Annotated in this window: 25 protein-coding genes and 1 pseudogene; 6 read left to right on the top strand and 20 right to left on the bottom strand. The window is 46.5% G+C overall.

Annotation, left to right across the window (positions count from 1 at the left end):
• Positions 1–2: 2 nt before the first annotated feature.
• Complete coding sequence (locus N4J56_RS23255; RefSeq protein ID WP_317108604.1) at positions 3–914, top strand: LysR family transcriptional regulator; 912 nt, start codon at positions 3–5, stop codon at positions 912–914.
• A gap of 439 nt (positions 915–1,353) precedes the next feature.
• On the opposite strand, the gene N4J56_RS23260 is transcribed toward N4J56_RS23255, so the two are convergent.
• The 3 genes from N4J56_RS23260 to N4J56_RS23270 form a co-directional block, all read right to left on the bottom strand.
• Positions 1,354–2,298, bottom strand: a complete 945-nt coding sequence (locus N4J56_RS23260; protein WP_317108605.1) for a 2-dehydropantoate 2-reductase — start codon at positions 2,296–2,298, stop codon at positions 1,354–1,356.
• Between the two features lie 77 nt (positions 2,299–2,375).
• The gene (locus N4J56_RS23265; protein ID WP_317108606.1) at positions 2,376–2,675 is read right to left on the bottom strand and encodes a BrnA antitoxin family protein; all 300 of its coding nucleotides are present in this window, start codon (positions 2,673–2,675) and stop codon (positions 2,376–2,378) included.
• On the bottom strand, positions 2,638–2,916 hold the full coding sequence (locus tag N4J56_RS23270; RefSeq protein WP_317108607.1) for a BrnT family toxin: 279 nt from the start codon (positions 2,914–2,916) through the stop codon (positions 2,638–2,640). Before N4J56_RS23270 ends, N4J56_RS23265 begins: the two co-directional genes overlap by 38 nt.
• 322 nt (positions 2,917–3,238) lie before the next feature.
• Here N4J56_RS23270 and N4J56_RS23275 point away from each other — a divergent pair, with 322 nt between their 5' ends.
• On the top strand, positions 3,239–4,252 hold the full coding sequence (locus N4J56_RS23275; RefSeq protein ID WP_317108608.1) for an integron integrase: 1,014 nt from the start codon (positions 3,239–3,241) through the stop codon (positions 4,250–4,252).
• A 97-nt stretch (positions 4,253–4,349) separates the two neighbouring features.
• Here the strand turns inward: N4J56_RS23275 and N4J56_RS23280 are convergent, their stop codons facing one another.
• From N4J56_RS23280 to N4J56_RS23340, 13 genes and pseudogenes are all read right to left on the bottom strand, one after another.
• A complete protein-coding gene (locus tag N4J56_RS23280) occupies positions 4,350–4,799 on the bottom strand; it encodes a hypothetical protein (RefSeq protein WP_317108609.1) in 450 nt (149 codons plus the stop codon).
• 51 nt (positions 4,800–4,850) lie between these two features.
• Positions 4,851–5,174 carry a hypothetical protein gene (locus N4J56_RS23285; RefSeq protein ID WP_317108610.1) on the bottom strand — a complete coding sequence of 108 codons (324 nt, stop codon included), beginning with the start codon at positions 5,172–5,174 and terminating at the stop codon, positions 4,851–4,853.
• Between the two features lie 36 nt (positions 5,175–5,210).
• Positions 5,211–6,467, bottom strand: coding sequence for a transposase (locus N4J56_RS23290; protein WP_317105876.1), 1,257 nt, complete (start codon positions 6,465–6,467; stop codon positions 5,211–5,213).
• Between the two features lie 46 nt (positions 6,468–6,513).
• Entirely contained in the window at positions 6,514–7,959 is a 1,446-nt protein-coding gene (locus N4J56_RS23295) for a type IV secretory system conjugative DNA transfer family protein (RefSeq protein WP_317108611.1), read from the bottom strand.
• A gap of 45 nt (positions 7,960–8,004) precedes the next feature.
• Positions 8,005–9,156: a hypothetical protein gene (locus N4J56_RS23300; RefSeq protein ID WP_317108612.1), complete on the bottom strand. Its 1,152-nt coding sequence runs from the start codon at positions 9,154–9,156 to the stop codon at positions 8,005–8,007.
• A gap of 6 nt (positions 9,157–9,162) precedes the next feature.
• On the bottom strand, positions 9,163–9,471 hold the full coding sequence (locus tag N4J56_RS23305; RefSeq protein WP_317108613.1) for a hypothetical protein: 309 nt from the start codon (positions 9,469–9,471) through the stop codon (positions 9,163–9,165).
• A 31-nt stretch (positions 9,472–9,502) separates the two neighbouring features.
• Positions 9,503–10,129 (bottom strand): hypothetical protein, encoded by a 627-nt coding sequence (locus N4J56_RS23310; RefSeq protein WP_317108614.1) that lies wholly within the window; start codon positions 10,127–10,129, stop codon positions 9,503–9,505.
• 30 nt (positions 10,130–10,159) lie between these two features.
• Positions 10,160–10,690, bottom strand: coding sequence for a hypothetical protein (locus N4J56_RS23315; protein ID WP_317108615.1), 531 nt, complete (start codon positions 10,688–10,690; stop codon positions 10,160–10,162).
• 17 nt (positions 10,691–10,707) lie between these two features.
• Positions 10,708–10,857: pseudogene (locus N4J56_RS23320) on the bottom strand (M23 family metallopeptidase); the annotation flags it as partial.
• A 12-nt stretch (positions 10,858–10,869) separates the two neighbouring features.
• Positions 10,870–11,019, bottom strand: a complete 150-nt coding sequence (locus tag N4J56_RS23325) for a hypothetical protein (RefSeq protein WP_317106469.1) — start codon at positions 11,017–11,019, stop codon at positions 10,870–10,872.
• 46 nt (positions 11,020–11,065) lie between these two features.
• The gene (locus N4J56_RS23330; RefSeq protein ID WP_317106468.1) at positions 11,066–11,539 is read right to left on the bottom strand and encodes a transposase; all 474 of its coding nucleotides are present in this window, start codon (positions 11,537–11,539) and stop codon (positions 11,066–11,068) included.
• A gap of 592 nt (positions 11,540–12,131) precedes the next feature.
• Complete coding sequence (locus N4J56_RS23335; protein ID WP_317108616.1) at positions 12,132–13,274, bottom strand: M23 family metallopeptidase; 1,143 nt, start codon at positions 13,272–13,274, stop codon at positions 12,132–12,134.
• Positions 13,275–13,301: 27 nt separating this feature from the next.
• Entirely contained in the window at positions 13,302–14,570 is a 1,269-nt protein-coding gene (locus N4J56_RS23340; protein WP_317104593.1) for an IS701 family transposase, read from the bottom strand.
• Positions 14,571–14,889: 319 nt separating this feature from the next.
• Between N4J56_RS23340 and N4J56_RS23345 the strand changes: the two genes are divergently transcribed.
• The 4 genes from N4J56_RS23345 (at position 14,890) to N4J56_RS23360 (ending at position 19,816) form a co-directional block, all read left to right on the top strand.
• Positions 14,890–15,084, top strand: coding sequence for a hypothetical protein (locus tag N4J56_RS23345; RefSeq protein ID WP_106218573.1), 195 nt, complete (start codon positions 14,890–14,892; stop codon positions 15,082–15,084).
• 357 nt (positions 15,085–15,441) lie between these two features.
• A complete protein-coding gene (locus tag N4J56_RS23350; protein WP_317108617.1) occupies positions 15,442–16,896 on the top strand; it encodes an AAA family ATPase in 1,455 nt (484 codons plus the stop codon).
• Positions 16,893–18,728 (top strand): protein kinase domain-containing protein, encoded by a 1,836-nt coding sequence (locus tag N4J56_RS23355; RefSeq protein ID WP_317108618.1) that lies wholly within the window; start codon positions 16,893–16,895, stop codon positions 18,726–18,728. The genes N4J56_RS23350 and N4J56_RS23355 overlap by 4 nt, the downstream gene beginning before the upstream one ends.
• Before the next feature lie 89 nt (positions 18,729–18,817).
• Entirely contained in the window at positions 18,818–19,816 is a 999-nt protein-coding gene (locus tag N4J56_RS23360; protein ID WP_317108619.1) for a hypothetical protein, read from the top strand.
• Here the strand turns inward: N4J56_RS23360 and N4J56_RS23365 are convergent.
• From N4J56_RS23365 to N4J56_RS23380, 4 genes are read right to left on the bottom strand one after another with little or no spacing between them, the layout of a single operon-like run.
• Complete coding sequence (locus N4J56_RS23365) at positions 19,791–22,091, bottom strand: CHAT domain-containing protein (RefSeq protein ID WP_317108620.1); 2,301 nt, start codon at positions 22,089–22,091, stop codon at positions 19,791–19,793. The two genes, N4J56_RS23360 and N4J56_RS23365, sit on opposite strands and share 26 nt — an antisense overlap.
• A gap of 14 nt (positions 22,092–22,105) precedes the next feature.
• Positions 22,106–22,357 (bottom strand): hypothetical protein, encoded by a 252-nt coding sequence (locus tag N4J56_RS23370; protein WP_317108621.1) that lies wholly within the window; start codon positions 22,355–22,357, stop codon positions 22,106–22,108.
• Positions 22,350–23,792, bottom strand: coding sequence for a hypothetical protein (locus tag N4J56_RS23375; protein ID WP_317108622.1), 1,443 nt, complete (start codon positions 23,790–23,792; stop codon positions 22,350–22,352). Before N4J56_RS23375 ends, N4J56_RS23370 begins: the two co-directional genes overlap by 8 nt.
• Before the next feature lie 42 nt (positions 23,793–23,834).
• Positions 23,835–24,854 carry a filamentous hemagglutinin N-terminal domain-containing protein gene (locus tag N4J56_RS23380; RefSeq protein WP_317108623.1) on the bottom strand — a complete coding sequence of 340 codons (1,020 nt, stop codon included), beginning with the start codon at positions 24,852–24,854 and terminating at the stop codon, positions 23,835–23,837.
• Positions 24,855–24,908 lie beyond the last annotated feature (54 nt).

A 24,908-nucleotide genomic window follows, 5' to 3' on the forward strand; every position in this document is an offset into this window, starting at 1 on the left:
AGATGGATCAGTTAGCGGCAATGCGATCGTTTGTCAAAGTCGTTGAAGCGGGGGGCTTCTCGGAAGCCGCTCGTCAGCTAGACTTGGCAGTTTCTTCAGTCACGCGACAAGTAAACGCCCTAGAAGGAATGTTAAATACGCAGTTGCTCAATCGCTCTACTCGCAGCATTACCCTAACTCCTCAGGGACATAAATACTACGACAAAGCGGTGCAGATTCTGCAAGACGTAGAAGCCGCAAATTTTTCTGTGACTGAGCAGGGCGATGTTCCTCGCGGAATTTTGCGGGCAAGTCTGCCCGTGGCATTTGGACGAATTCATATTGCCCCACTCCTGAGTAAGTTTCTGGCTCAGTATCCCCAAGTCAAGCTAGATCTGCGTTTGAGCGATGGGCTGGCAAACCTGGTTGAAGAAGATCTCGATCTCGTGATTCGCATTGGCAACCTTGATCGCTCTAGCGATCGTCTGATTCTCCGCAAACTGGCATCTCATACTCGTTTAGTATGCGGAAGTCCAGCTTATTTCGAGCGTTACGGCATTCCAACTCATCCAGATGATTTGATCCGCCACAATTGTTTGTGCTTTACCTACGCCACAGGAGACGAAATTTGGCGGTTCAAACGCTACGAGGAGGTCTGTGAAATCAAGGTGAATGGTTCTCTGAACGTGAATAATTCTGAAGTGTTGCGTCAAGCCTGCCTAGATGGTGCGGGTCTAATTTTGATGCCGAGTTGGTTGATCGGTGAAGATGTTCAGGCTGGCAGGTTGCAAGCTGTGTTAACCGATTTTCAGTTTCATCCTCAAGCAAATCTCGATACAGGCATCTACGCCCTTTACCTGCCCAACCGCCGACAGTCACTAAGAGTTCAGACCTTCATTAATTTTTTGACTCAGCACTTGAGCAACCCAGGATAGCAAGAAAAGATTGAAGCGATCGCATCCTACAGGTAGCCTCCAAGTCACACTCCCACCGACAATCTCAGCGGTCGAACGGCTCGGTTCAGCGGACGCAGACAAGCTTTTCAACCCAATCAACAGAACTGTGCCGTTCCGTTGCAACCGAATTGTTAGCTTGCACTCCTGCGACTACCCCAAACCCAAGACTCTGCCTCCTCCAGTTATAGTCTAAAACCACTTTTGTCTCAACAGACTGCACTTGCGGTGCCCTACAACTCACAACCAAGACTGAAGCCACAATGCCGAACGAGAGAACTATGCGGTGATGGAACGCTGAAGAGTATGAGTTGTGTACCGTCTCCACAAACATGCGCGTGGTGGGCTAACGCGTTAACTGAGGAACGGCTCCTAACGTTGCCGCTCCTCTCCAGTGCTGTTTTAGGCAGTCGGCAATGGACTATCTCTGTGGAATATCCGGCGCACCACTGACATATGGCTTCAGCGCAGCGTACATGGCAAAGGTCAGGGGTGTGGAAACGTCATGCTTATTACCCAGACGCACCACCACTCCGATCATGTCTTCCAATTCCAGTGGTTTGCCCGCTTGCAAGTCATAGTACATGGACGGTCGCAACATTGGATTTATACCAGCCATAATGCCTCGGCTCTGATCCAGAAAATTGTCAGGCATGGTGACCCCACTTGCCCTCGCGACTGCAAAACCTTCCTCCATTGCGCCCCAAAATAGGGCGGAAGTTTCCGCACAGGATATGATTGCAGCAGCAGGCAGTCTCGTCACACAGCACACAGCAGTAAAAGCGCTGACGCCAAGCAGCTTACTCCACATGGCAACGCGGATGTCAGGCGGGATCTCGACTGCCACTTCGGCTCGCTCGAAGGTCTTGAGCAGTTGCTCGGTGCGGGGACCTAGTTGTCCATTCAACTCACCTAGGTACGCTCTATGATCCCATATTTCTTTGATGATCCCAGGCGACTCAATCTTTGAGGAGACGTACGTTGTTCCACCGATAACATGCTCCTCCCCTACAACGCGCCCGATTCGCTCTGGGCTCTCGACCCCGTTCTGCAGCGGCAAGACAACTGTTTCCGAGCCAATAAGGGGGCGAATCAATTCTGCTGCTGTATTTGTATCGTAGGTTTTGACACAGAACAGCACGAGGTCCACGGGTCCGATTTCGTTTGGGTCATCCGTGGCTTTTACTGGAATGGTGAACTCTCCTACGTGAGTGGTTTTCACCATCAATCCATTGGCGCGCACAGCATCGAGATGCGCCCCACGAGCGATGAATGTAACATCCTCACCAGCCCGAGCCAGCATCCCTCCATAATATCCCCCCACTCCCCCTGACCCCATTATAGCTACACGCATTTTCACCTCCATTAGAGCCTAACGTTTAGAGCCTAACGGTTCGCTTGAGCGGCTGTAAATAACCTTGAACTCAAAAACAAGGCTTTTCGTCAGTCCGCTCCAAGCGAATTGTTATACGGCTGACGATTACTATGGCTTTCAATGTAATGACGCAAGATTGAGTTGATTAAAGCTTTGTATTCAACACCTTGGGCTTGGAACCACTTCAACACATCAGGCTCAATCTGAACTAACTGCTGTGCTTGGGACGCAGGAATTCTTAGAGTAGCCTTCTCAAAAAACTCTTCTGTCAATGGTGGAATATCGGAGTAATCAATATCTTCATCATCCATTGCCTCTAATGCTGCCCAATTAGTACGAGAGGTATTGCTCAAGTCTTTGCCGCTCATATCGATTTGCCCTTCGTGCTGAAACGATCCGAATTACATCGTTTTGTCGTTCTGTCCAAACCACAACCGCTACGCCGTTACCGAGAAAACCGATACCGAACCAACGGTCTTCACCATAATCAAACCGATCGTCTAGTTCAATTAGCATTGGAGCTTCAAACATTTCAGGAACATCGGCAAAATCAATCTCGTGCTTGCGAATATTTTCTAAATTTTTTGCCTCGTCCCATTCAAACTGCATGAAAAGCGAGAAACACCAATTGGACTACCTCTATTATCCTTGATATGGCAAAGCTTCACGAATAACTTATGGCTGGACAAGCCGATAGAAGAGTCGCAAGTACCGCCCTAACCAAGAGCCGAAGCCGTATAACTATGTATTCAGTGTCACATTTGCTGGATAACATCCCCGCTTTCCACACTTATACTGCACATCTACGGGATAACACCAGAGTTTTCTGGAATTAAACCGAAAATTTGCAGTTTAAGTCCGCAGTTTTGGGGTGTTATCCGGCAGATTTATGAGTTAATTCTGGAAATGAGGGTATTATCCGTCAAAAGTGATGGATAACACCCCTCATTTCAAATTTCTTCATCATCCAAAACCGATCGTGCAACCCCAGCCACCCCGTTTGCTAGACCAGGTGCGACAGTCTATTCGACTGAAGCACTTCAGCCTAAAGACCGAAAAATCTTATGTTTACTACATCCGAGATTTCATCCTGTTTCACAATAAGCGGCATCCCAAGGAAATGGGAGCAGATGAAATTCGAGCATACTTATCGCATCTAGCTGTGGAGCGGCAAGTGGCAGCTTCGACTCAGACTGTAGCGCTGAGTGCTCTGTTATTCCTTTACCGTCAGGTCTTGCAGATCGAGCTACCCTACATTGACGAGATTGAGCGAGCAAAGCGACCCGAGCATCTTCCTGTAGTGTTCACCCGACATGAGGTTAAGCAAATCTTGGCTCACTTGGATGGCGTTCACCATTTGATTGCAAGTTTGTTGTATGGCAGCGGGATGCGTTTGATGGAGTGTCTGCGTCTGCGGGTGAAGGATATAGATTTTGAGTATCAGCAGATCGCGGTACGAGATGGCAAAGGAAACAAAGATCGAGTCACAATGCTGCCCGTTTCAACCATTGAGCCGATCAAGGCACACCTGCAAAAAACCAAAAGTTTGCATCAGCAGGATTTGGCGTTGGGATATGGGTCGGTGGAGTTACCGTATGCTCTAGAGCGGAAATATCCAAATGCAAACTCCGAATGGAAGTGGCAGTTTGTATTTCCGTCTTGGAAGCGGTCTGTCGATCCCCGAAGCCAGATAGTACGGCGACACCATATCTACGAGCAATCTGTGCAACGAGCTGTCAAGGGAGCAGTTCAAAAAGCAGGAATTACAAAGCATGGGGGTTGCCACACATTTCGCCACAGCTTTGCCACGCACTTGTTGGAAGATGGCTACGATATCCGCACGGTACAAGAATTGCTTGGACACAAGGATGTCAAGACGACAATGATTTACACCCACGTACTCAACCGAGGTGGTCGAGGGGTTCGTAGCCCACTTGACCAATAGAGAGTCAATTGGTGTTTGGGAGCAACCATTTTTCTCCCTTGATGCGAATTTTGTGCTGATTTAGTTGTCATTGAAAAAATCTTCAAAGATACACTTGCTATGCAGGAGGCTGATTCTTGACCAGATTTTTTAGTTCAAAGCGATCGATAATCCCAGCCTCTTTTTCATTTCCTGCTCTTAGGTAAAGCGTCTTTGCCGTACTGACATCTTTAACAGCCTGTGCTTTGCTGCCCAATGCCGCTAATGGAAAGGCACGACAAATATAACCATCACCAAATGAAGGGGCTAGGTTAATTGCTTTGTTACACGCAGCAACTGACTCTTGCATAGCCTGGCGCGTTTTGGCTCGGCTAAATAAATGCTGACCGAGCAAAGCGTAATCCTTATAGGTAACAGGCTTCAAAACGTAATCGGGTGTTGGTTCTCCCTTTGGTGGTGTCAACATCGTAGCGATAACTAAAGGCTCTAAGACGAGTCCTAACAGCGATACAGGGCTTAAGATTAAGCCGAGCAAAACAAGCCTTTGCAATTTCCAGGCTTTATACATATACACAAATGCCGTAATCAAAGCAGGCGGCAAAGCTAACCCAATACTACACTACAAAAGGTTGAGAAATTTATCGGTTGAAAGGCTGCCTCTTGCCTGAGTATTTCGACGCGGGGGAAACATCTCGTCTGCTACCTTGTATCGCGCTTGAAGATCTCCTTTGGCGATCGCCATTTGAGTACTCTGTTCGATTAGCAGATCTCGTATAGAAGACCATGCAGCTTTACTGCGCTGAATAATTCGCTTGTAGCCAGACGATAAACTAATAGACTCCAGTAGCGGAATGTAAGACTCTCGCCTGCGTTGGAAATGTGGATTGAGCAAGATGCATCGTCCCGTTGGCAATTGTAGAAAATCGGATGCTTCAATTGACATCCTCCCCGACCTGAAAGGTGCGGGGATTCCCAAGAATCACTTCTTGAGTTTTCTGCTTCGTCCCGTGCCAGCTAGACTAACGTTACCACTAGCCCCCGCCGCATCCAGTCCACAGACAGTTTGTTTTACTTCTAGGCTATGCCCTAGCCCAGAAACTAGTTCTAATCCGCGATTTCTAATTACTTGCGCCGCCGCAACATCCCGCGAAGTCGTATAGAAACAGACCGGACAGGAATGAATTCGTTCGCTTAGTTCTTTCTTGCCTGTGTGCGTCCCACATTCAGGACACTGCTGCGAAGTGTAGTTCTTGTCTACTTTGGCAAAAAAGACGTTGCGTTTAAAGCACACCCATTGCAGGATATTCACAAATTGACCAAAACCAGCATCGGCACTATGTTTGCTCAACATCCCTCTCGCCCAAGAACGAAAGTCAATGTCTTCGACAAATATCATTCCTGCACCGTTGCATAAACGATGGGCTAGCTTAAAGTGCCAGTCTTTTCTAGTATCAGTAATTTGTTGATGAATTCTCGCTATCTTTTGATTGAGCTTATGTCTATTATTAGATCCCAACTTCATGTGCTTTAATCTACGTTGCAGCAATTTCAGCTCGCGTTGCAGGGTTTGCAAAAAACGGGGTCTATTAATCTGCTCGTTATCGCTAGTAGCTACGAATTTATCGAATCCCAAATCCAAGCCTCGCGGATGACCGGATATTGGGGTATCTGGTACTGATACATCCAACTGTAGCGCCAACATGACAAAGTAACCATTAGCCCGTCGCACAATCCTAGCTTGTTTGATTTCAAAACCCTCTGGTATTTGACGCGACAAGCGCAGACGTATCTGCCCCAGTTGTGGGAGCTTTAGTACATCTCCGATTAGCGGGTTTTTAGACAGTTGAGGAAAGACAAATGACCGCATTCGATATTTGTTCTTGAAGCGAGGAAAGCCTAGTTTCTTCGCTCTCATGTCTTCAAATGCCCGATCCAGCGTTCTCAAGACTTGTTGCAGGACTTGAGAATGTACGTCTTTAAGTATCGGGAATTGCTCTTTGGCTAGAGTTAACCGCTTGGCTTGAGTGTGGTAACTGGGGTACGGTTCATCAGCAGGGAGTATATATTCTTGTTCGATTGAACAAGTGTTGACGGGTGCAGATCGGGAATTCAACCAATCTTTGCGTTCCCGCAAAGCAAAGTTCCACACAGAGCGACACACAGCGAATATCCGCTCGATAGTATCGACCTGTTCTGGAGTTGGTTCTAGCTTAAATTCCCATGTCATGTTTAGCATGAAAGTATTTTACACGCTTTTTGTTCCTGTGTAAAGCCGCCCTCCACTACGTTAAAGGGCGGGGTTTTAAACCCAAAATTTTCGATAAAGCTTTTGTTTGTATTTGTTCTGAATACGTAGTACTCCCCTTACCACCACTCCTACCATGCGATCGCTGGCGATAACTGACTTCCTTCTGCCCCAGATAATCGGAGAAGAGTTTAGCCGATTCAAAATCTTGGGGATTGAATATTATCTTGGTAGCGCAACCGCCAATAATTGCTCGTGCTAGTTCCTTACCGTAAATCTTCTCCATCTGCACCACGTTCTGAAAACCTAAAACGCAGCAAAGACCATCTTCGCGGTTTTCGTTGAGCCAGTGATGCAGTGCTGGCAGGTAGAGAGTTGGCAGCTCGTCCGCAATCAGAAACAATGGATTTTTACGTGCGATTGTCACGTTTTTGTTGACGAGCATGTGCAGGATCGTAGCAATTAGGGGAGCCAGCACGTTCCGCTTTTCTCGGTCTAATCCCAAAACCAAAAGCTTTTTCCCTTCTAGGACTGTAGGGATAGTCGTTTTACCGCAGAAGGCAGGCAGAATATCGCCCTTAATGAAGCGAGTAAAATTAATGTTTGCCGTAGCTAAGATCGAGGAAACAGTTTTTTCCGACTGGGAGCTGGAGAGCAACTGCCCAAAACTTGCCAGCACCCAAGGGTTTAGCTCGTCTTTTTTATTCAGGATGTGCTGCGCCAAATCCGTTCTACTAGCTAATGCTTGACACATCGGCAAATCGGAATACTTTGAGCCGCGTGCCAGCATGAGTATTGCTTCTGTCACCTGGTCGCCAGCGGGACCAAAGAACCCATCTTCTGAAGTGTGACCTGCCCGTTTGAAGTTGGCGTTCATCACCTCGGCAAACTGACGCGCCATCAGGGAATCGGCTTCATTGTCCAAAAACTGAAGTGGATTGCACACTGCCGATTCTGGATAACCTGGAGCAAAGACATGCACTTCGTAGCCCTTGCTTTTTGCATAGCCCACTATCCGTTCTGTCTGTCGCAGATACTTGAAATCCCACACAATTGCCGGAAACCCCTGGTCGAGTACTGAAAGCGCGATCTGGTCGATAACCGATACAGTTTTCCCCGTACCTGGCGCTCCTAGCACGGCAATTCCCCGCTGTGCATCTGGAAGGTAGAGGGGGGAACGTCCAATTAAGGAGTCTGTCGGTTGACCCACCCAAACCGAGACAGCATTCGGCGAGCGCTCTCTCATTTGCCCGAGAGCGCAACGTTTTGCTACTCGTTTTTCATGCCCTCCGCCAAACTTCCCGCGTGCTAGCTTGCCCTTCTTACTCCGTCCTGACAAAGTATACGTAGCAGCGAGAAATATCAGACAGCCAAGGATAATTACCCCTCCAGAAGAGTAAAGCGAAGTTTCTAGGCTCTTCCAGGTGCGAGTCACAGGAGATGGAGCTGTTGCAGTAGTAGCAATTGGATTTGCGGACAACATAGAGAGCAAATGCTTCTAAAATTTGGATGAGAAAAAAGTATCTTTTTAGCCCAACTCAGGCTCAATTTGCGGCGATCGCTCTCGTGCGATACTGGCGCTGAGGCTGCTGTCAATCGTGTGAAACCTCGCTACATCGTCAGGAGAAAGATTGCCCGCGATCGCACCGTCGCGTTGCTCCAAGATCGTGCCGCGTCCGTCCTTGGCAGTAACAGTTAGCGATTGAGGCGATCGCTCGAAGCGATAAACGTTTCCTTCCAGTACTTCTGTGCCGTCCGCTGTTTTTGTTCCATGTTGTGTCAAGAGGCGATCGGCGGTGGATACAGCAGCAAGATTTCGCAAGTCCCGTGATAAAGGAGTTTCTGGCTGGGCAAATTTAGACAAAAGCTGCTGTCGGGCTTGGCTAAATGCCGAAGATACCTGACGGATGAGATTTCTCGGCGCTTTTGCCCAGGATTGGACGGCATTCAAGAGATGATCCCGCGATCTCCCTTGGGGAACGCGATTTTGTAATTCGCGATTGAGAATGATAATTACGGAGCTACTGGGAGTGGGTTCTGCTTCTGTCCTGGGAGTTTTGGCAGATTGGGTTTGTTGAGTTTTTTCCTTCTCCAGCACTTGGGTAGGTGTTGTCCCAACAGCAGAATTTTCCTTCGCGCCTTCTGGCTCTACAACCGTGCGTGCATCAACATCGATTGTTGAAGGGACAGCGGACGATTCCTTAGCTGGAGAATCGGCAGCAATTTGGGGCGATCGCTCAGGAGTAGGCTCTACTTCTGCCTCTGCTTCCTTGGTAGGGGAAGCTAGCTCGTTGCGTTTGACAACTCCATTTTTCACGCTCAAAATCTCTCGTCCATTGACTGAAATTGAAACATTGCGATCAAGGTGGGGATGCTTTTGTGTCGATGCAGGCGTGGCAATGGCAGTGCGAAGATAATCAATATCCTGCTTAGAGAGCATGAGAGACTCGCTAGCAGCAGTTTTAGAATTAGCAGTCTCTTCCTCTAGGGTCTTGTCCCCAAGTTGAATCGAGAGTTTCAAGGGAGCGTTTTTGTCTTGCATTCGTCCCTTGATTTTGGAAAGCAGCTCTTCTATAAATCGTGCAGTCAGACGTGCTGCAGTAACAATCAATTCCTGCTGGATTTCATAATTGTTCTCGCCAATTTGCTTTGTTTCACGGCGAGCAGAATCGAGTTCCATACAAGATTACGTAACGCTGTTAAGGATAGAAAGATTTTGAATGCGGTTAAAGACAAGCTCGTTGCCAATCAGGAGAAAAGCAAGCTCTCCATCAATCGCGATCTCGATCGCCTGTGGGGAGTAGGATTCAGGTAATTGAATTTCAGCGGTAATGTTTCCCAAATGCCAAGATTGAACTGGTTTTCCGTCAAAGAAGATTTCGATGATTTTGGGTGCATAGTCAGCAGGCAGCTTGGGTAGCGATCGCGCCTGGGATAAATCGCGGGTCAATATATGGTGTAAAAGTTCCGGCGACAAGAATTGTGCAGTCTCCATAACATTGTTCTATCAGTAGGAGCGGAGTAAATTATTTACTGTTGTGTAGTATCGCTCTGAGCTTTTTGTCTTGAGGAACGTATTTGCGTCCGTTGTAGCAGTAGCGAGTTACCGCCAATGAAGTACCATTTAACGGCTCTGGATATTCTGTAAACTCCAAGCATGGCAGCCCATTTGTCAGTCCGCCTCCTACTTTCAGAAATGTAGTGCCTGGAGGCAGTTTGTCTTTTAAATATTGGTGAAATACACGGCGATACGTACCGTCCTCCTCGATGTAGCCCAGGTAAGCGCAACCAGCAGTACCGCAAAGCGGTGACATTGACGGGTCGATAGTACGGATTGACTTAGGCGGCATGACTTGCGGATTGATTACATAGACGGGATGCTGTTGTCCTGCTACAGCAATTTTTATGACTTGCATTCGGTTGGGATCGCCAATCCAGCTTGGATCGATATTTTCCTGCACTACCTGCTCCATCAGATCGGGAGGAGCTGCGCGAGCCGCCAATTCCCACTTACTTGCAGGTCGATAATCGTCCGCGATCGCTATTGCATCTGGTACTGCCTCCTCTAACCAAGAAGCGCAACCGGATGACGCGATCGCCAAAACAACAAGTAGTGGCGGGTAAAGGAGGCGGGAGATACAACGATAATTCATGATGCACCTAATGTTTGGGAGAGTCGAGTTTTAACTTTGGTTTTTGGGAATTTCAATTCCCAACTGCCTAAGCGCCCAAATATCTTCAGCAAAGAGATACATCGTATCGGGTCCAGGCTCAATTCCTGTCAGAATTTCTTGACGCAGTACTTCCTTACTGCCAGCACGGTCTAGCTCTTTTTGCCACTTGGAGAGAGCTAATTTTTGAGCTACAGACATAGGGACGTATTGTGCCAGAGAATTTTGATAAAGTGTCTGCGCTGCATCGGGGGAGTGAAGCAGGACGCAAGCCGTACTTTGGGCAGCAATCAAGAAGTCGCCCCATACGGAATCTTTGCCTCGCTTAAAACTCGTGTGAACCAGATAATAATCGGTATCGTTCTCTACGGCACGGGCGAGAACTGTAGTCCGATCGCGGGTCTTTGGCAAGCATTTCACAATTGCTTGGGGAACCGGAGCCGATGTTGTCTGGGCATTACCTGCCTGCAAGAGTGCTGGGTAACTTAAAGTGCCGAGCAGAGTAAAGAGCAAGAAAAAGGGAAAATAGATCCGTTTGTACATGTATGGTTTCCTGCAAGCTAGAATTTCAGGTAATTTTCTGGATCTTCAGCCGCACCAGCAGAGTGAATTTCAAAGTGAAGGTGAGGACCCGTACCGCAACCCGTATTACCACTTTTAGCAACAATCTGCCCTTGACTTACCTGCTGTCCAGGGGAGACAAGTACCTGACTTAGGTGAGCTCAGATCTTGCAGCATTCTCGATAAGCAAGAATGGGTAAAGGTTTGAGGATAATTTCAAAATCGAATTGTGCAGCAATGTCAGCATTGACTCGGATGAACCGCAGCAATTGTAACCACAGAACCGAGGGAAACAGTACAGTTAATGCCAAATCACTGGCAGCTTTCCAATCCAGGACAGGAGGTAGTGACCATTGGTCAATCCAATGCGCCAATAGATAGGCAATTAGCGCTCTTGATGAGCCAGCGATAGACACCAAGTTTCGTAGTTTGCCCAAAGCGATGCAGCCCAAAACGATGTTTGCTCGTTTTGAAAAAGCCCTCAATGCAAGAGCGCTTACGTCCTAGCCGCACCAGATAAATGCCAGAGTAAGGATGGGTAGAAACGACAAAGCGCAGTTCTCGCTTGCCTTCGGCTCGTTTGAGCCAGAACCAGGACACCGTCAGTGGCTGTGTGTCTCCCGCTAAATACACCTGTTGTCCACGGTTGGCATGGCGATACAGTTGCTTTAGATGACGACCGTCCTGCATTTTGCGATTGCAGCGCATCCCCACGACTGCTCGCCACGACTGCTTTCGCACTGCTTTGAGAAACTCTACGGTGCCAAACTCCGTATCTGCCTGTACAATGACCACCCTGCCCTGACTCAACTGGGTTGGAACCGTTGCCAACAACTTGCAGGCTAATTGTACTGGGCGCTTGATAGCCTTTGCCCCGCCAGACCCGAAAGCTCCAAGGCACTCGCCACTCACCCACCACCAGGTACAATACTACTAAATGTAATCCCCGCTTACCGTTAAGTATTCTCACCCAGGGGTCAGGTGCCTTGGGGTCATTCGTCGGCGTACTCAACTGCAAAAACTTGCCGCACTTTTCGAATGTCGTTAGATCGATCAACACTCGCAAAGGAGTGCTTGGATGAGGGGGATGAGCGGTCACTTGCTGCAACACCATTTGACGAGTCGTGCGAATCACGCTACGAGTAGACCAATTGTAGTGATTCAAAAATCGACTCAATGAAGAAGCGGATTTCACCTGGGTGTGCTGGGGTAAAGGATATCCTTGAGCTTCAAGAAACAGCCCGAACAGGGCGTTTAGACTGGCTTTCTGGTATGTGCTAGGCATTAAGCAAAGAAGGCTATAGACTAGCCCTTGGGCGTATTCGACGATGGTTTCCATAATCGTCAACTCAAATTATTCCTACGCCCTTTCTTCCAGATTTTGGCTCTTTTGGCAACCCTTTATTGAGAATGGTGCAAGATCTCAGTGAGCGTAACGAGTTATGCGTCCCGTCTGACAGTGCTGGAGATCGACGGTTAAACCGTAGCAACCTTTATTACCTGCAAAAGTCACAGTACCACCGTCAGCAGCACGAATTGGTGTGCCAGTGGGAGTACCAACGTCAACACCCTCGTGCCTTCTCCTACAACTACCAACGGGACGGCAAGCACCAAATACATCAGTCTTGGGATATCCTGGAGCGGGATGGACGAACGTACCAGTACATCCGCCTTTTTCTTTTTGGCAATTAGCAGTAATTTGGGGCTTTACTTTTTTATAGATCTCGACTGTACGCTTGCCATATTCAGGCGATCGCCCTCCTTCTCCAGCGTTATGTTGTTCGCCTGCATCGCCTACTAAGTCATCACCTGTCAATTCCTTATTGCTGGCATTATTAATTAGACGCTTGAGCCAGCGATCGGCAAGTGCTTCTTGTGACTCGGCAGAAAAGTAGCGCGGCAGTTCTTGCGCCAGTTCTACTTTACTTGCATTACTGTCGTTAATTTTCTCTAGAAACTCTTGACCACCAGGCTTTTGGCTAATTATGGCATTCACATCATTGCGATAGCTCATAAACTGGTACTTGCCCAGACCGCGACCGCAGTTGCCCTGGTTGTCGCATACGTATTCGCCGATTGCTTGATAACTAGAACCCTGACTTTCAATCGTGGCAATGGCAGTCTTGAGTGCGGCAACGTTTACGCCTCGATAGGTCTCGCACCGATCTTGCCCTGCACTGATGTCACCAGGGTTGACATTTGGAGGCAAGTCTTCGGGAGGCAATGTAGATCCTGTAGTCGGTGGTGTCTCTGGCGGCGGTTCGGGGTCGAGAAGTCCGATGAAGATCAGATCCTTTTCTTGGTGAGAAAGCCAAGGAAAGGGACCGAGAATGTAGGGACTTTTGCCACAAGGCAGCGAGAAGCGAAAGTATAACGAGAAATCGGCTCGCCCTTCGGATTCTACAGTTTTTGTCAGCACTACCTTAAATGCCGAACCAAACGGATGTCGCCCTGTAGGTTCCCAACCCTTAAGGCAGCCACTACCACCACGCACCTGCTGAGATTTACCTGAGATCCACTGCTTGCCGTGAACTGCGGTTGCGCCGAGCCGACTTGGACCGCTCAATTCTACATAATGGGACTTTAAAACTTTCTAAGCCCAAATATAGCCGAACTTAGCTCTGTGAGAGGCAAATACATCAACATGCTCATTAAGCCAGCGGACCAAACGAAACTCGACTGCGGTGCGGAATGCCTCCAATGCTTCGGCAAAGGTTTGTAAGGGTTTGGTTGCCCAACGTCTGCGGAATCCGCCGGTCAACTGATGCCAAAGGATGAAGGTGTAAGCGATGAACACTAAAACCCAATGACGCTTCATACTCAGAGCATCCCGAACTTGATACTCACTCAAACCCAACCAGCCCTTGGCTTCTCGATAGAAGACCTCCACCCAGTTGCGAGCAGAATATGTTTGAGCTACCCAAGCCGCACTGACTTGGTTGTCAGAGGCATTGGTGAGAAAGTAATCCACCTCCGTCGCTTGCTCGAAACTAGAGGCATTGAGTTGAATCGCCAGCCAGCGAGTGCCTTCGAGCTTCGGAACGTGAACTGGTAACAGCGCCACCCAAACTGTCCGGGGCTGCTCCAGATTGAGTTGCACAGGTGTGAACTGCTCCACTGCCAAGGTTTGAGCAATAGCTTCTAATCCCTGCTTACGAGCAGACTCATCACCTGATGTTTGAGCAGTAACTTGGCGGTTTTTGGCGATTGCTGCCACGTAAGTTAGGTTTCTCGACTCCAACTGCTTGAGAAAAGGCGTGTTATTACCGTAGCCTGCATCAATTACAGTCACACCCGGTCGATAACCGCGCTTCAAGCATTGGTCAACCAAGTCTAGAGCCAGGTCAGGTTTTTTCTGGAAGTTGGGGTCTGCCTTGCCTTGCTCGAATAAACTTGCGTGTTGATAGAGTGCAACATCTAACGGCAGACGTCGCACTCCATCATACAAGTAGGTAGTCAGCAGCACAATACCATTGTCAGTCTTGCCAATCTCCCCAATGTACTGCCGTCCTACCCCATCAGTAGCCGCACCACTTTTGCGATGTCCCGAATCATCTACAATCAATGTGAAACCTTGACTCGGGGTCGTCTGGCGACACTGGTGCATCACCTCCAACCGCCGATTATTTAGCTTGACTTCATCCCAAGGGGCATTGTTGAGAAAATGTCTGAGGCTGTTGTAGGAGCCATCTACTGTATTTGTGACCAGTTGGCTCAGGTTTTTGCGCTGACTCTCACCCAGCAGTCCCCCTAGATAAACACGAAATTCCTGCCGCTGCTTCTGACGCGAAAATACATCATCAAACCGACGACACCAGTTCTCAAAGCACTGCGGCATCGCTGCTGGTACTTGATCTTTCACCTTACGTTGCTCCTGTCGAGACTGACGTAAAACGCAACTCCTACCCGCATTCTAGCTCAATTTGCTCCATCTTTCTTACAAAGTCCCACTATTTACATTTGACTGTAGTGCTGCCACCATAATCACTCTCTCCAGTAGCTGTTATTGGTTAGAAGACAAACATTCATCAAATCGGGCAGTCAGAGCCGATTCTATCGAGTTATTCACGGGAGCCACCTCATGTCTATGAGGTTCAATAACCTCATGTATATCATGAAACTCAATCGAATGGCTAAGTTGAATCAGGGGATAATAATGAGGTTAGCTTTGCGGAAAAGTCGTGCCAGAATCAGACGAACAAAGAGAAGTAGAATATCGGTTTGAAATGCCCCAGTCGCTCAGGCTGCGGTTTAAAGCCGAGACAACACTGGATGGGACGAATATGAAAGAGGCAATATTGGGATTCATCGAATGGTACGTAGGAGACAGAGAAAATCCCCCCCAGCCCAAGCAGCGACGGCATAAGGAAAAATGAGCGATCGGCATCTAAGTGCAGCGGCGAAAAGAGGGCTGAAGGAGTTTCCTGCTAGTTTTTGCTTGAGGTGTACACTTAACTTGTCACTTTATCACGGGTACAGATGTATCGATCGCTTTTAATCGTTAAGTAAAGTAAAATGTCGGCGCTTCTCTTCAAGATAAGCTTGAAACTAAACTGTATAAGTAATGTGGGTATTAGCTGTTGCGTATGGATAAGGCTTTTTAGGGGAACAGATACTAGTTGTACAGCCTCATAAAAGTGTATTTTGAGTGGATGTTTAAGTTGAGCGTGTATACTTAAGTTCTCGAAATTCCGCTTTCAGAACTTAAACTGTAAGAACGTAGGGCTTAAGTAATGAACTACCAAGAAGCTATTCAAGCAATAGACGATATGGTGTTTGCCAAAGCAGGTAGACGCTTGAATCAGGATGAAAAGCTAGTAATAGAAGCTGCTTGGGAGGACAAAGAGTATAAGGAAATCGCCGCCACTTTTTCTTACAGCATTGATCGCTTGCAGCGCGATGTCGGGCGGAAACTATGGATTTTGCTCACGGGAGTTTTGGGAGATGGCGAAAAAGTTACCAAGAAACGGTTGCGGAGTATTTTGGAACGAAGAATGGTAGCAGGCTCTCTTTTGTCACCAGCTCCTAGTCAGCTCAATCCTGTTAATACCTCCGCTATACCTGTGATTGGGGGACAGCCTCCTCAAGTGCAAACTTTTTTTGGACGCGAGGTAGAACTGAATCGACTTAGGGACGCGATCGCCGATTGCCGCTGCCTAGTCATCTATGGAGCGCCAGGGATTGGTAAAAGTGCTTTGACAGCAAAATTAATCGAAGAAATAAGTACAAAGCGTCAGCCCCAGTTCGATTGCTTAATTTGGAAATCGGTTCACTATAGTCCAACACTGAAAGGCTTACTCGCCGATCTGCTTAACGATCTAGCTCTACCAGCAATCTCAGAGCAACAGCTGCCTCAAAGCACGCAAGAGCTAGCTACTCTCCTCATAAAAGCGATCTCTATGCGTCGTTGTCTATTAGTACTAGATAGCGCCGAAGGCTGGTTGCGAAAAGACAGAAATAGTAGCTTCAATCCCTACGCAGAACAATACTCGGAATATAGCGTTTTCTTCCGTCGAATTATAGAAGCAAAGCATTCTAGCTGCATTATTTTGACCAGTAGAGAGCCTTTCAAAGACTTAATGAAATTACAACGTTCAGGACGACCGAGTGATTTGTTCAAACTGGAAGGTTTGGATGTGAAAGCAGCTAAGGAGATTTTGCAAGCTAGAGGATTAACTGACGAGCATAAATGGTCAGAATTGCTCGAACCCTACTTAGGCAATCCCGCAGCAATCGAATTAGTTGCCAGTCGTATTGAAAAGTTCTTTAGTGGCAGTGTAACCAAATTCCTTCACTACAAAACCGATCTAATTTCGGAAATATTTAGAGAAATCTTAGCCCAACAGTATCAACCAGGTCGATTAACTCATTTAGAGAAGCAAATTTTGCTTTATTTAGCAGAAAAGACAATCGATGCTTCTGGAACAATTAGTTTCACTCAGATGTTTGAAGAGTTACAAACTCGTACAAAAAATACTTTATCTTGCTCAGGATTAGTTGAAGCTATAGAAACTCTGGGCGATCGCTCTTTGATTGTAGTGAGCGCGGATAAAGTCACAAAAGAATTGTTCCTCAAGCTCCCACCGATAATAAAAAAATATGTGATTCAACAGGAACAAACGGGATTGCTAGGTACAGCTCCTGAATTATTCAGTTTATCTAAGCCTCCTGAGCGCTTTGCGGTGTGAGTTATTGTATCAATCCTTATTGCAGAAATCGCATCAATTCGGACGATTTAGAACAGTGCCAGTATTGCGGCACTCCATTACTCGTTAACGGACAGTTTCGTTTACTCATGCCTTTGCGCCCGCTAGATACAGATAGCTCTACAGAAGTATTTGAAGTCGTAGACGAGCGGGGAACGTGGGTAGACCCACCAGGAACGCATAAAGTTATGAAAATCCTCAGCTCCACAAACTCTAAGTTAATTCAGTTGATGGAACGAGAAGCTAATGTGTTATCGCTAGTAGATTCTCCAGGTATTCCTAGAGTTGACGTAGATGGGTATTTTGCATTTCAACCGAGTGGAGATGCCCCACAGTTACATTGTTTGGTGATGGAGAAAATTCCTGGTCAAAACTTGAATGATTGGATAGAGCTTCGCGGTAAAATTTCTCAAGTTTTGGCTCTAGATTGGCTGGGACAAATCGTAGAAATTCTCGGCAATCTACATTCTTATGGATTTTTTCATCGAGATATCAAACCAACAAACATCATCTTAAAGCCCGATGGACAATTAGCATTAATTGATTTTGGTGCTGTCCGCGAGACGACTAACACTTACATGGCAAAAGTGAGTAGAGGTTTGAGTAGCACAACTGAGGTAGGTGGATTCTATAATGTCACTGCGATCGGAACGGCTTGCTATACGCCGATAGAGCAATTGAACGGGAAAGCCGTACCGCAATCAGATTTTTATGCATTAGGACGCACTTTTGTCTATTTGCTCACAGGTATTCCTTTACTCAATATCCCTAGCGATCCCGAAACAGGGCAGTTGATGTGGAGAAAACTAGCAGCGCAAATTGACGAGCCTTTTGCTGATTTTATCGATGAGCTGATGGCGCACTTACCTGGCAAGCGACCGCAAAATACTCAAATTATTTTGCAACAACTGGAGCGATTACCTTTCAAGTCGAAGCTAAATCGTCTGGTTAAGTCAAAGCCATTTAGAATCGGTGCGATCGCTTTAAGTCTGTTTTTAACTTATGCAATCTATCACCTATCTTTACCTGCAATCGTCAATTCTCTTTTAGAACAAGGGGAAAAAGCTCAACGAGAAAATCGCTTATCAGATGCTCGACGAAATTTTGACTTGGCAATTTGGCTTCAGCCAAACGCTGCTGCTTCGGTTTCTAGCTTTTACTTCGAGCAAGCCTCTCGTCATCAAAATAATCCTGCAATTGCTAAGAAAAATTATGAGCAAGCAATAAAATATAACCCGCTTGATGTAGATGCTTACAATAATTTGGCATTGACCTGTCAACAACTGAATGACTACAAATGTGTTGCCGATCGCTATCAAAAAGCATTTCAATTAAAACCTAATAACTGGGAAGGGCATTATGGATTGGGCAGCTTTTACGACGATCGCGGAAAATACGATCTCGCCGAACAGCAGTACAAGCTGGCAATACAGATCGATCGCGATCGCGCTGTCGGTGCAATCAATAACTTGTCACGTCTTAGGAATATAAATGGAGAATATAATGCAGCCATAAAATTAGCGCAAGAAGGTTTAAGTAAAACTCAGGTTCCTGACTCTCAAGCTGCTTTATACAAGAATTTAGGCTGGGCAGAACTCGGACAAAAACGCTATCTGGAAGCGAAGAATCACTTACAAAAGTCATTGCAACTAGACCCGCAAAGGGTTGACACCTATTGCCTTCTAGCGCAGACGCAGGAAGCTTTAGGAGAAAGTGCCAAGCTGTCCTGGGAGGTTTGCCTGCTAGCGAGTTCGGATTTGCCAGAGGTGCAAGAATGGCGACAACGAGTATTACAGAGACTTTGGCAGCGATAAGAATCCTACCATCGACATATGCAAAAGTATCAATCATCCTGCAACTACTGTAATAACAGCTGTAATTATTGGTATTCTCGATCTAGTAGATGTCAAAAAAGTTGATCGGACGTAGTTTATCGATTGCACTTTTACTCGCGTTCCTGGATGGAAGTATTGCTGTTGCTCAAGCTTCATCTCCCAGACCCAATGCGAGTCAGTTAAAGTGTACTCCTATTGGGCGCGTGCTGAACAATAGCGATCGCGGCTTAAAAGCTGGTAGCCTAATCTGTCCAGGCGATCGCTTACAACCAAAGAGTGGAAGAACGGTTGAAGTTTTGTGCTACTTAAACCAACAAATTTTACAGTTAAAAGGTGGTAATGCTACTGACCAACTCAACGGGTGTATGCCCAGAGCAACAAGGTTTAAACCATGTACTCCAGAAAATCGCAGTGCTTGTCCCAAATTCAAAGGTCCAGGCGAAGGTAACAACACTCCAGCGATAATTAGCCCCTACAGCAGCACACTATTAAATCGCCGTCCAACCATCTCCTGGTATGCTGTCACTCATGCTACTAGCTATACCGTGCAAGTGAGCGGTCAAGGCGTGGACTGGCAAGTTGTAGTGAAAGATCGGGTGTTAACTTACCCCAAACATCAGCCAGCTTTGCAATTTGGCAATGCCTACAAAATTACTGTAATTGCTAACCGTAACAACTCTGCTGTTAGTGCCAGTACTTCGGTAGTTAACTTAGTGGCGGAAAATAATGCTAAAAAAATTGCAGCGAGAATTAAGCAGATTCACAATTTAAACTTGCCTAAAGATGAAGCCGCTTTTCTCGACCTTGACGCTATTTATATGTCACAAAATTTACTGAGCGAGACAATTAACACTCTCAACGGTAGAGCCAAGGCAGGTAGTCGGAATCCAACTTTGTATAGGGTGTTGGGCGATCGCTATTTAGAGGCAGGATTACCCCAGGAGGCTAGGCGCGAGTACGCAACAGCAGCACAATTAGCAGCAGCAGTGAATAATTCAACCGAATTGGCTAAGGCACGAATCGGCTTGAGGCGGGCAAATGCTATAGCCAGCTTCCAACCAGGATAAAAGATGACCAGTAGTACGGGTGTTGAGACTTGGGATTTGACAGTAATGTTAATTGCGCTTGCCGTAATGCTTCTGCCTTGTCAAGACCATTTTTTAACCCACTGTAGAACTCGCCTATCAATTGAGCGTTAGAAGTCGCATCCACTAACCACAAAGTGGCGATCGTACTCCGCGCCCCAGCTTGAGCCGCTACTCCGGCAATTCCCAACGCCGAACGCTTGTCTCCTTTTGCAGTTTGACAGGCACTTAAAACCAACAGTTCCAGACTACTTGACTCGTTTTGCGCTCGATTTCGCAATAGCCTATTCAATTCCCTGACATCGATCGCTCGATCCCAGGCTAAAATTACTGTCTGCTGGGGATCGGAGCTGAATTGTCCGTGGGTGGTGATATGAATGACTGGAAAATCAGCTCTATCTATCTGCTGGCGGAAGCGATCGCTTGTAAACTGTTCGTTGAGCAATTCCACTGCCGCAACAGTATTTGCTTTGACATCTGCAACTTCTTCTGCCACTTCAGGTAGAGGAGTCAAATTCGGCGGAGCGTTAGGAGCGGCAAAACTGGGGCTTTTTTCGGACAAACCTGCAATCAAAGCCTTCAATTGCTTCTTTTGTAGAGCTTGAGGTTGCCGCAACTGCGAACCTAATGCGACTGAAATACCGTACTGTTTTACTAAATAGTTTTGTCCGTCATGCAATAGCGACATCGGTAGATTCTGGAAAGGGCTGTCTAGGACAAATACTAACGTTCCCGACTGCGGTAAATAAGATTTTATCGGTGCAAGTAGCAAGTTATAAAGTTTTTGAGTATATGTCAGAATTTCTCTTTCATCCGTATAGACAAATCTTGGCTCTTGCAAATTAAGTAGCAAATTATCAACGTAACTTCTGACTGATGATGCATTCTGAGTGTAGCGATGTAGAGAGCGATCGGGCGAACGAACTATGACTTCGACATCCTCTCCTAGTTGAATAACATGAACGATCGCTGGTGGATTTTTAGCAGCTTGAATTTTATCTAAAGAAACGAGATCGAGTTTGCCGCACCCAAGAAAATTTTCTAATTCTGCTACCTGAAGCCTTTCGTTAATTTGAATTGTGCGTTCGAGATCGGGGTGAGGAGATGCTAACAACAACTTCATGTATTGTCGGTAAACAGGCTCAACCTTCTCCTTAAATGAAAATTGTAGCTCTGAATTAATTGAGAGAAGATTATCTCTCAGGAGATCGAGGTTGTTAATTGCAGCTGCATATGCCTCTCTCGCCTTGTCCAATTCTCCTGTAGCTTGATATAAGCGAGCCAACTCTTGCTGCCACTGATAAGCAATATCCCAAGCTCGAATCGATTGAGCTTTTCCTAAAGCTGTTTCTAGAAATGGTTTGGCTCGTTCGGTTCTTTCTAGTTGGAAGTAGATTTTACCTATGGTTCCTAAAGCATAAGATTGCACTCGAATGTCGGGTAATTTTTCAGCAGCTTTTAAAGACTGTTGAGCTAAAGATAGTGCTGTAAATAAAGGTTGTTTCTCTGCTGGGAAAAGAAATTGTCTTAACTCTCGCTCTTGACCGATCTTTATTAAGCTCTGGGCAAAATTGAGTTGAGCGTAGATAGATGGTATGGCTGACAATTGAGCAAATTGAGCTGTTAACAGCGGTTGAATTACTTGTTGAATTTGAGACTTGTTGTTACCTAACAACGGTTTAAAAGCTGAATTAGCTTTAGATACAGTTCCCCTAAACTCTAGTAGTAAACTCAGTTGGTTGAGTCGTGCTTGTATTGCTGTACTTGCTCGCTCGGAGTTGGCAATCTGCCGATACAGTGCGAGTGCTTGGTTAATATTGTCTTGTACTTGCTTTTGTAACTTATCTTTTGCCAAGGGTTCTTCTGTTAACTGATATCTATCGAGCGATCGCTTATAGAAAGTTGTTTGAGTGTTAGCTAAACTCAGCAGAATCTCGTTGAAATCCCGTTCGACGTTTTGGTGTTTGGCGATCGAGAGTGCTTTTTGTAAAGCAATTTCAGACTCATCGGGTTTACCTAGTAGCCTCAGCACATCACCTAAACTATGTAACCCAGCTACTAAAACGGTTGTATCCGATCGCCCTTGGAGTACTTTATCTAAAGATTCTGCGAATTTTTTGGGAGTAGAATTGTCTGGCTCCACTGACTCGCAAATCCATTCTTCTAGTTCGATGACTTGCAGTAGAGTTTTGCAGGCGCGAGGATATAAGCCTTCTGCTTGTAAAGCCAGACTTTGATTCACTAAGCTGCCTTTCACGCCAACGCGATCGCCTAATTGCTGATAGATTTTTGTAGCTGACTGCCAAGTTTGTAAGGCATGACTTGCCTGACCCGATCCAATTGCTTGTGACCTGCTTGGGTTAGCGATCGCGCTTTGTGATGCTGTTGTATGTTTTTTTGAGTTGCCTCAGCCAAGAACACAGGTAATCTTGCTCTGCTAGCTCCTGGCTGACCCAGAAGAATCAACAAGGACAGACCGATTCCCAACAAAAAGTATTTCAACCAGTACCGAGACTTACTCATGCTGTCGTGCTGTATTTTCTGAAGATAAAGACTCTCTAGTCACGGGTTGCAGCCGACACGAGAGAGTAGAAACAGAACTATCTGAGATGGCAGTGTTAGGCTCTGCTGTTAAAATAATTGTCCCATCAGAATTCTGTCTCCAACCTTGTGCCTCGACTAGCTGTGTTGGTTCTCCAGATCTTGATGAGTTCGGTTCTCCTAAATCCTCGCCAGCAATAGGGACAACAAAATTGTCGTGCCAGCCCCTATTGCTGGAGAGCAAGTCATCGGGGCTAGATGGAATACCACCAGTACCAGTGATGACATATTCGCTTGCTGCTGCATTCGACCTTCCTTGACAAACTGAGGCGATTTCAGGAGTGGAGCGGACGACTTCTGGCTGAGTTAGATCGCGGCTAGGATTGACCAGCAAAGTATTAATTTGGACAGTGCCATTAATTCCTAGCTGCGAACTAGCAGCGATCGCCGTATCGGGCGAGCGAAAGAAGCCTTGAGTATTAATGCTAACTCTGCCACTATTACCTCGGATGGCATTGGCTACAATACTACTACCCGCAGTGGTAAGGATACTGGTGTCGATTTTGATGTTGCCACCATTACGATTTCCTCCCGCACTAGCAGTAATCGCACTATTGCCTAGCTGTAAGTTTTCAGATTGCAAAGAGATGTTACCTCCTTCACCAGCAGCAGTGGCAGCTGTAATACCTCCGTTATTGTTCAAGTTAATGGAACGAGCATTTACGTGAATTTGTCCGGCATTGCCCAATCCGTCATTACGAACGTTGAGTAGACCTCCATCTGTCACGCTCAAGTTTTGGGTATTAATTGTGACATCTCCAGATGCTCCAGTTAACTGCGGCGGTGTTCCAAAGGCTTGAACTAAAGTTTCATCCAAGGTGTTAGCAGACGAAATCACTAAACTAGGATTGCGAGACCCTGGTACTACGCCACTCACCTCTACAGAATCTCGAGCATTAATGTTGACGCTACCAGCCGCACCAGCAGCAATGGTAGAAGAATCAATCCTACCTCCATTGCTGATGACTAATCTCGATGTATTAATCGTCAGCTTGCCAGCTTCACCAGTGCCAACAGTTGAGGCAGCGATCGCACTAGGTAAGAATAAATTTGGTTTGACTCCATTCATTTGAACTGAGTCGGTAGCATCGATTGTGATGTCTCCTCCTTTTCCACTACCAGCAGTTGTCGATGACAAAACACCTCCTCCAGCAGCAATTAAATCTTTGGTTGACACTTTCAAATCGCCAGATTGACCCGCACTGAAAGTAAAAGAAGAAATGTTGCTGACTGCTCTGGGAGTAATGGGCGAGCCTCCAATGACTTGTAGAGATTCAGTCGCGTTTAAGATGATGTCGCCTGCTTTTGCATTGCCATAAGTTCGAGTCGTAATCGTGCCTCCAGCTTGCAGAACCAATTTGGGTGTTGTTACTGCTATCTCTCCTCCATCTCCCAATCCTCAAGTTTCATTCCACAAACTGCCGAGAATTCTGGCTTCTGGATCTGTACCGCTGATTTCCACCGAATCAGTTGCATTGACACTAATATTTCCAGATGGTTGTCTGCCTTGATTCTGTGACAAGATTACAGAACCATTGCTCAGTGTTATCCGCTGACCTTGTAGATGAATCGCGCCACTTGGGTTACCGCTAACATCTAATAAAGAGCGTTTTGAGAGCCGAAGATCTCGGAATTTTGAAGTATTTTGATACTGCACGCTCAATCGCGAGTTAGTGAGGTCGAGAGCGGCAGTTCCATTTTCGACACTGCCTAATTCAATTCGGCCCCCTGCCGTCGTTAGCAGACCCCCTTCTAAGTCAATCTCTCCTCCTACCAATGCCAGTGTTCTACCTGGTTTGACACTCAAACTAGCATTCGAGCTATTGTTCCTACTCACTGGTACGTTACCAATTCCGCCAAGATTGTGACCGACATTCTGGACGCGAATTGAACTTGGATTACCTTGAAAATTTAATCCAATTGGTACGCTGATAGTTAATAGGGGTTTATTTTGAGCTGCTTTAGCACTAAATTGGGTTCCATCCGCAAACTTTAAGCTACTCGCCGTACTGCCAACAAAAGAGCCACCAATATTTAATCGTGCATTGGCACCAAAAATCATTCCGTTAGGATTGAGCAAAAATAGATTAGCAGTACCGTTGGCGCGGATGATGCCATCAATATTAGAAATTGAGCCACCCGTGACTCTGCTAAAAATGTTCTGAAGATTTTGAGCAGAATTGAAGTAGGCAGTATTGCCAGTAGGGAGAGAAAATCGCTCGAAACTATGAAATAAGTTGCCACCTGCTTGAGTGCCTCCAGTAATTACCCGCTCTTTGTCAATAGCCTCAACTTGAGAATTATTTGGTAGCGTAGTATCTGGAACAATTTGAGCGGAGATTGGCAGTGAAGCAACAAGGCAGAGCGTTACACTTGCTGCGAGCGATCCCAATCTGCTCATCCAATATTTCTGAATCATTTCTATTCGCGAGCGCGACAATTTCCCAACAAGTTTTTAGTCATGAATGTGTGC

The sequence above is a fragment of the Chroococcidiopsis sp. SAG 2025 genome, assembly GCF_032860985.1.
GTDB lineage: Bacteria > Cyanobacteriota > Cyanobacteriia > Cyanobacteriales > Chroococcidiopsidaceae > Chroococcidiopsis.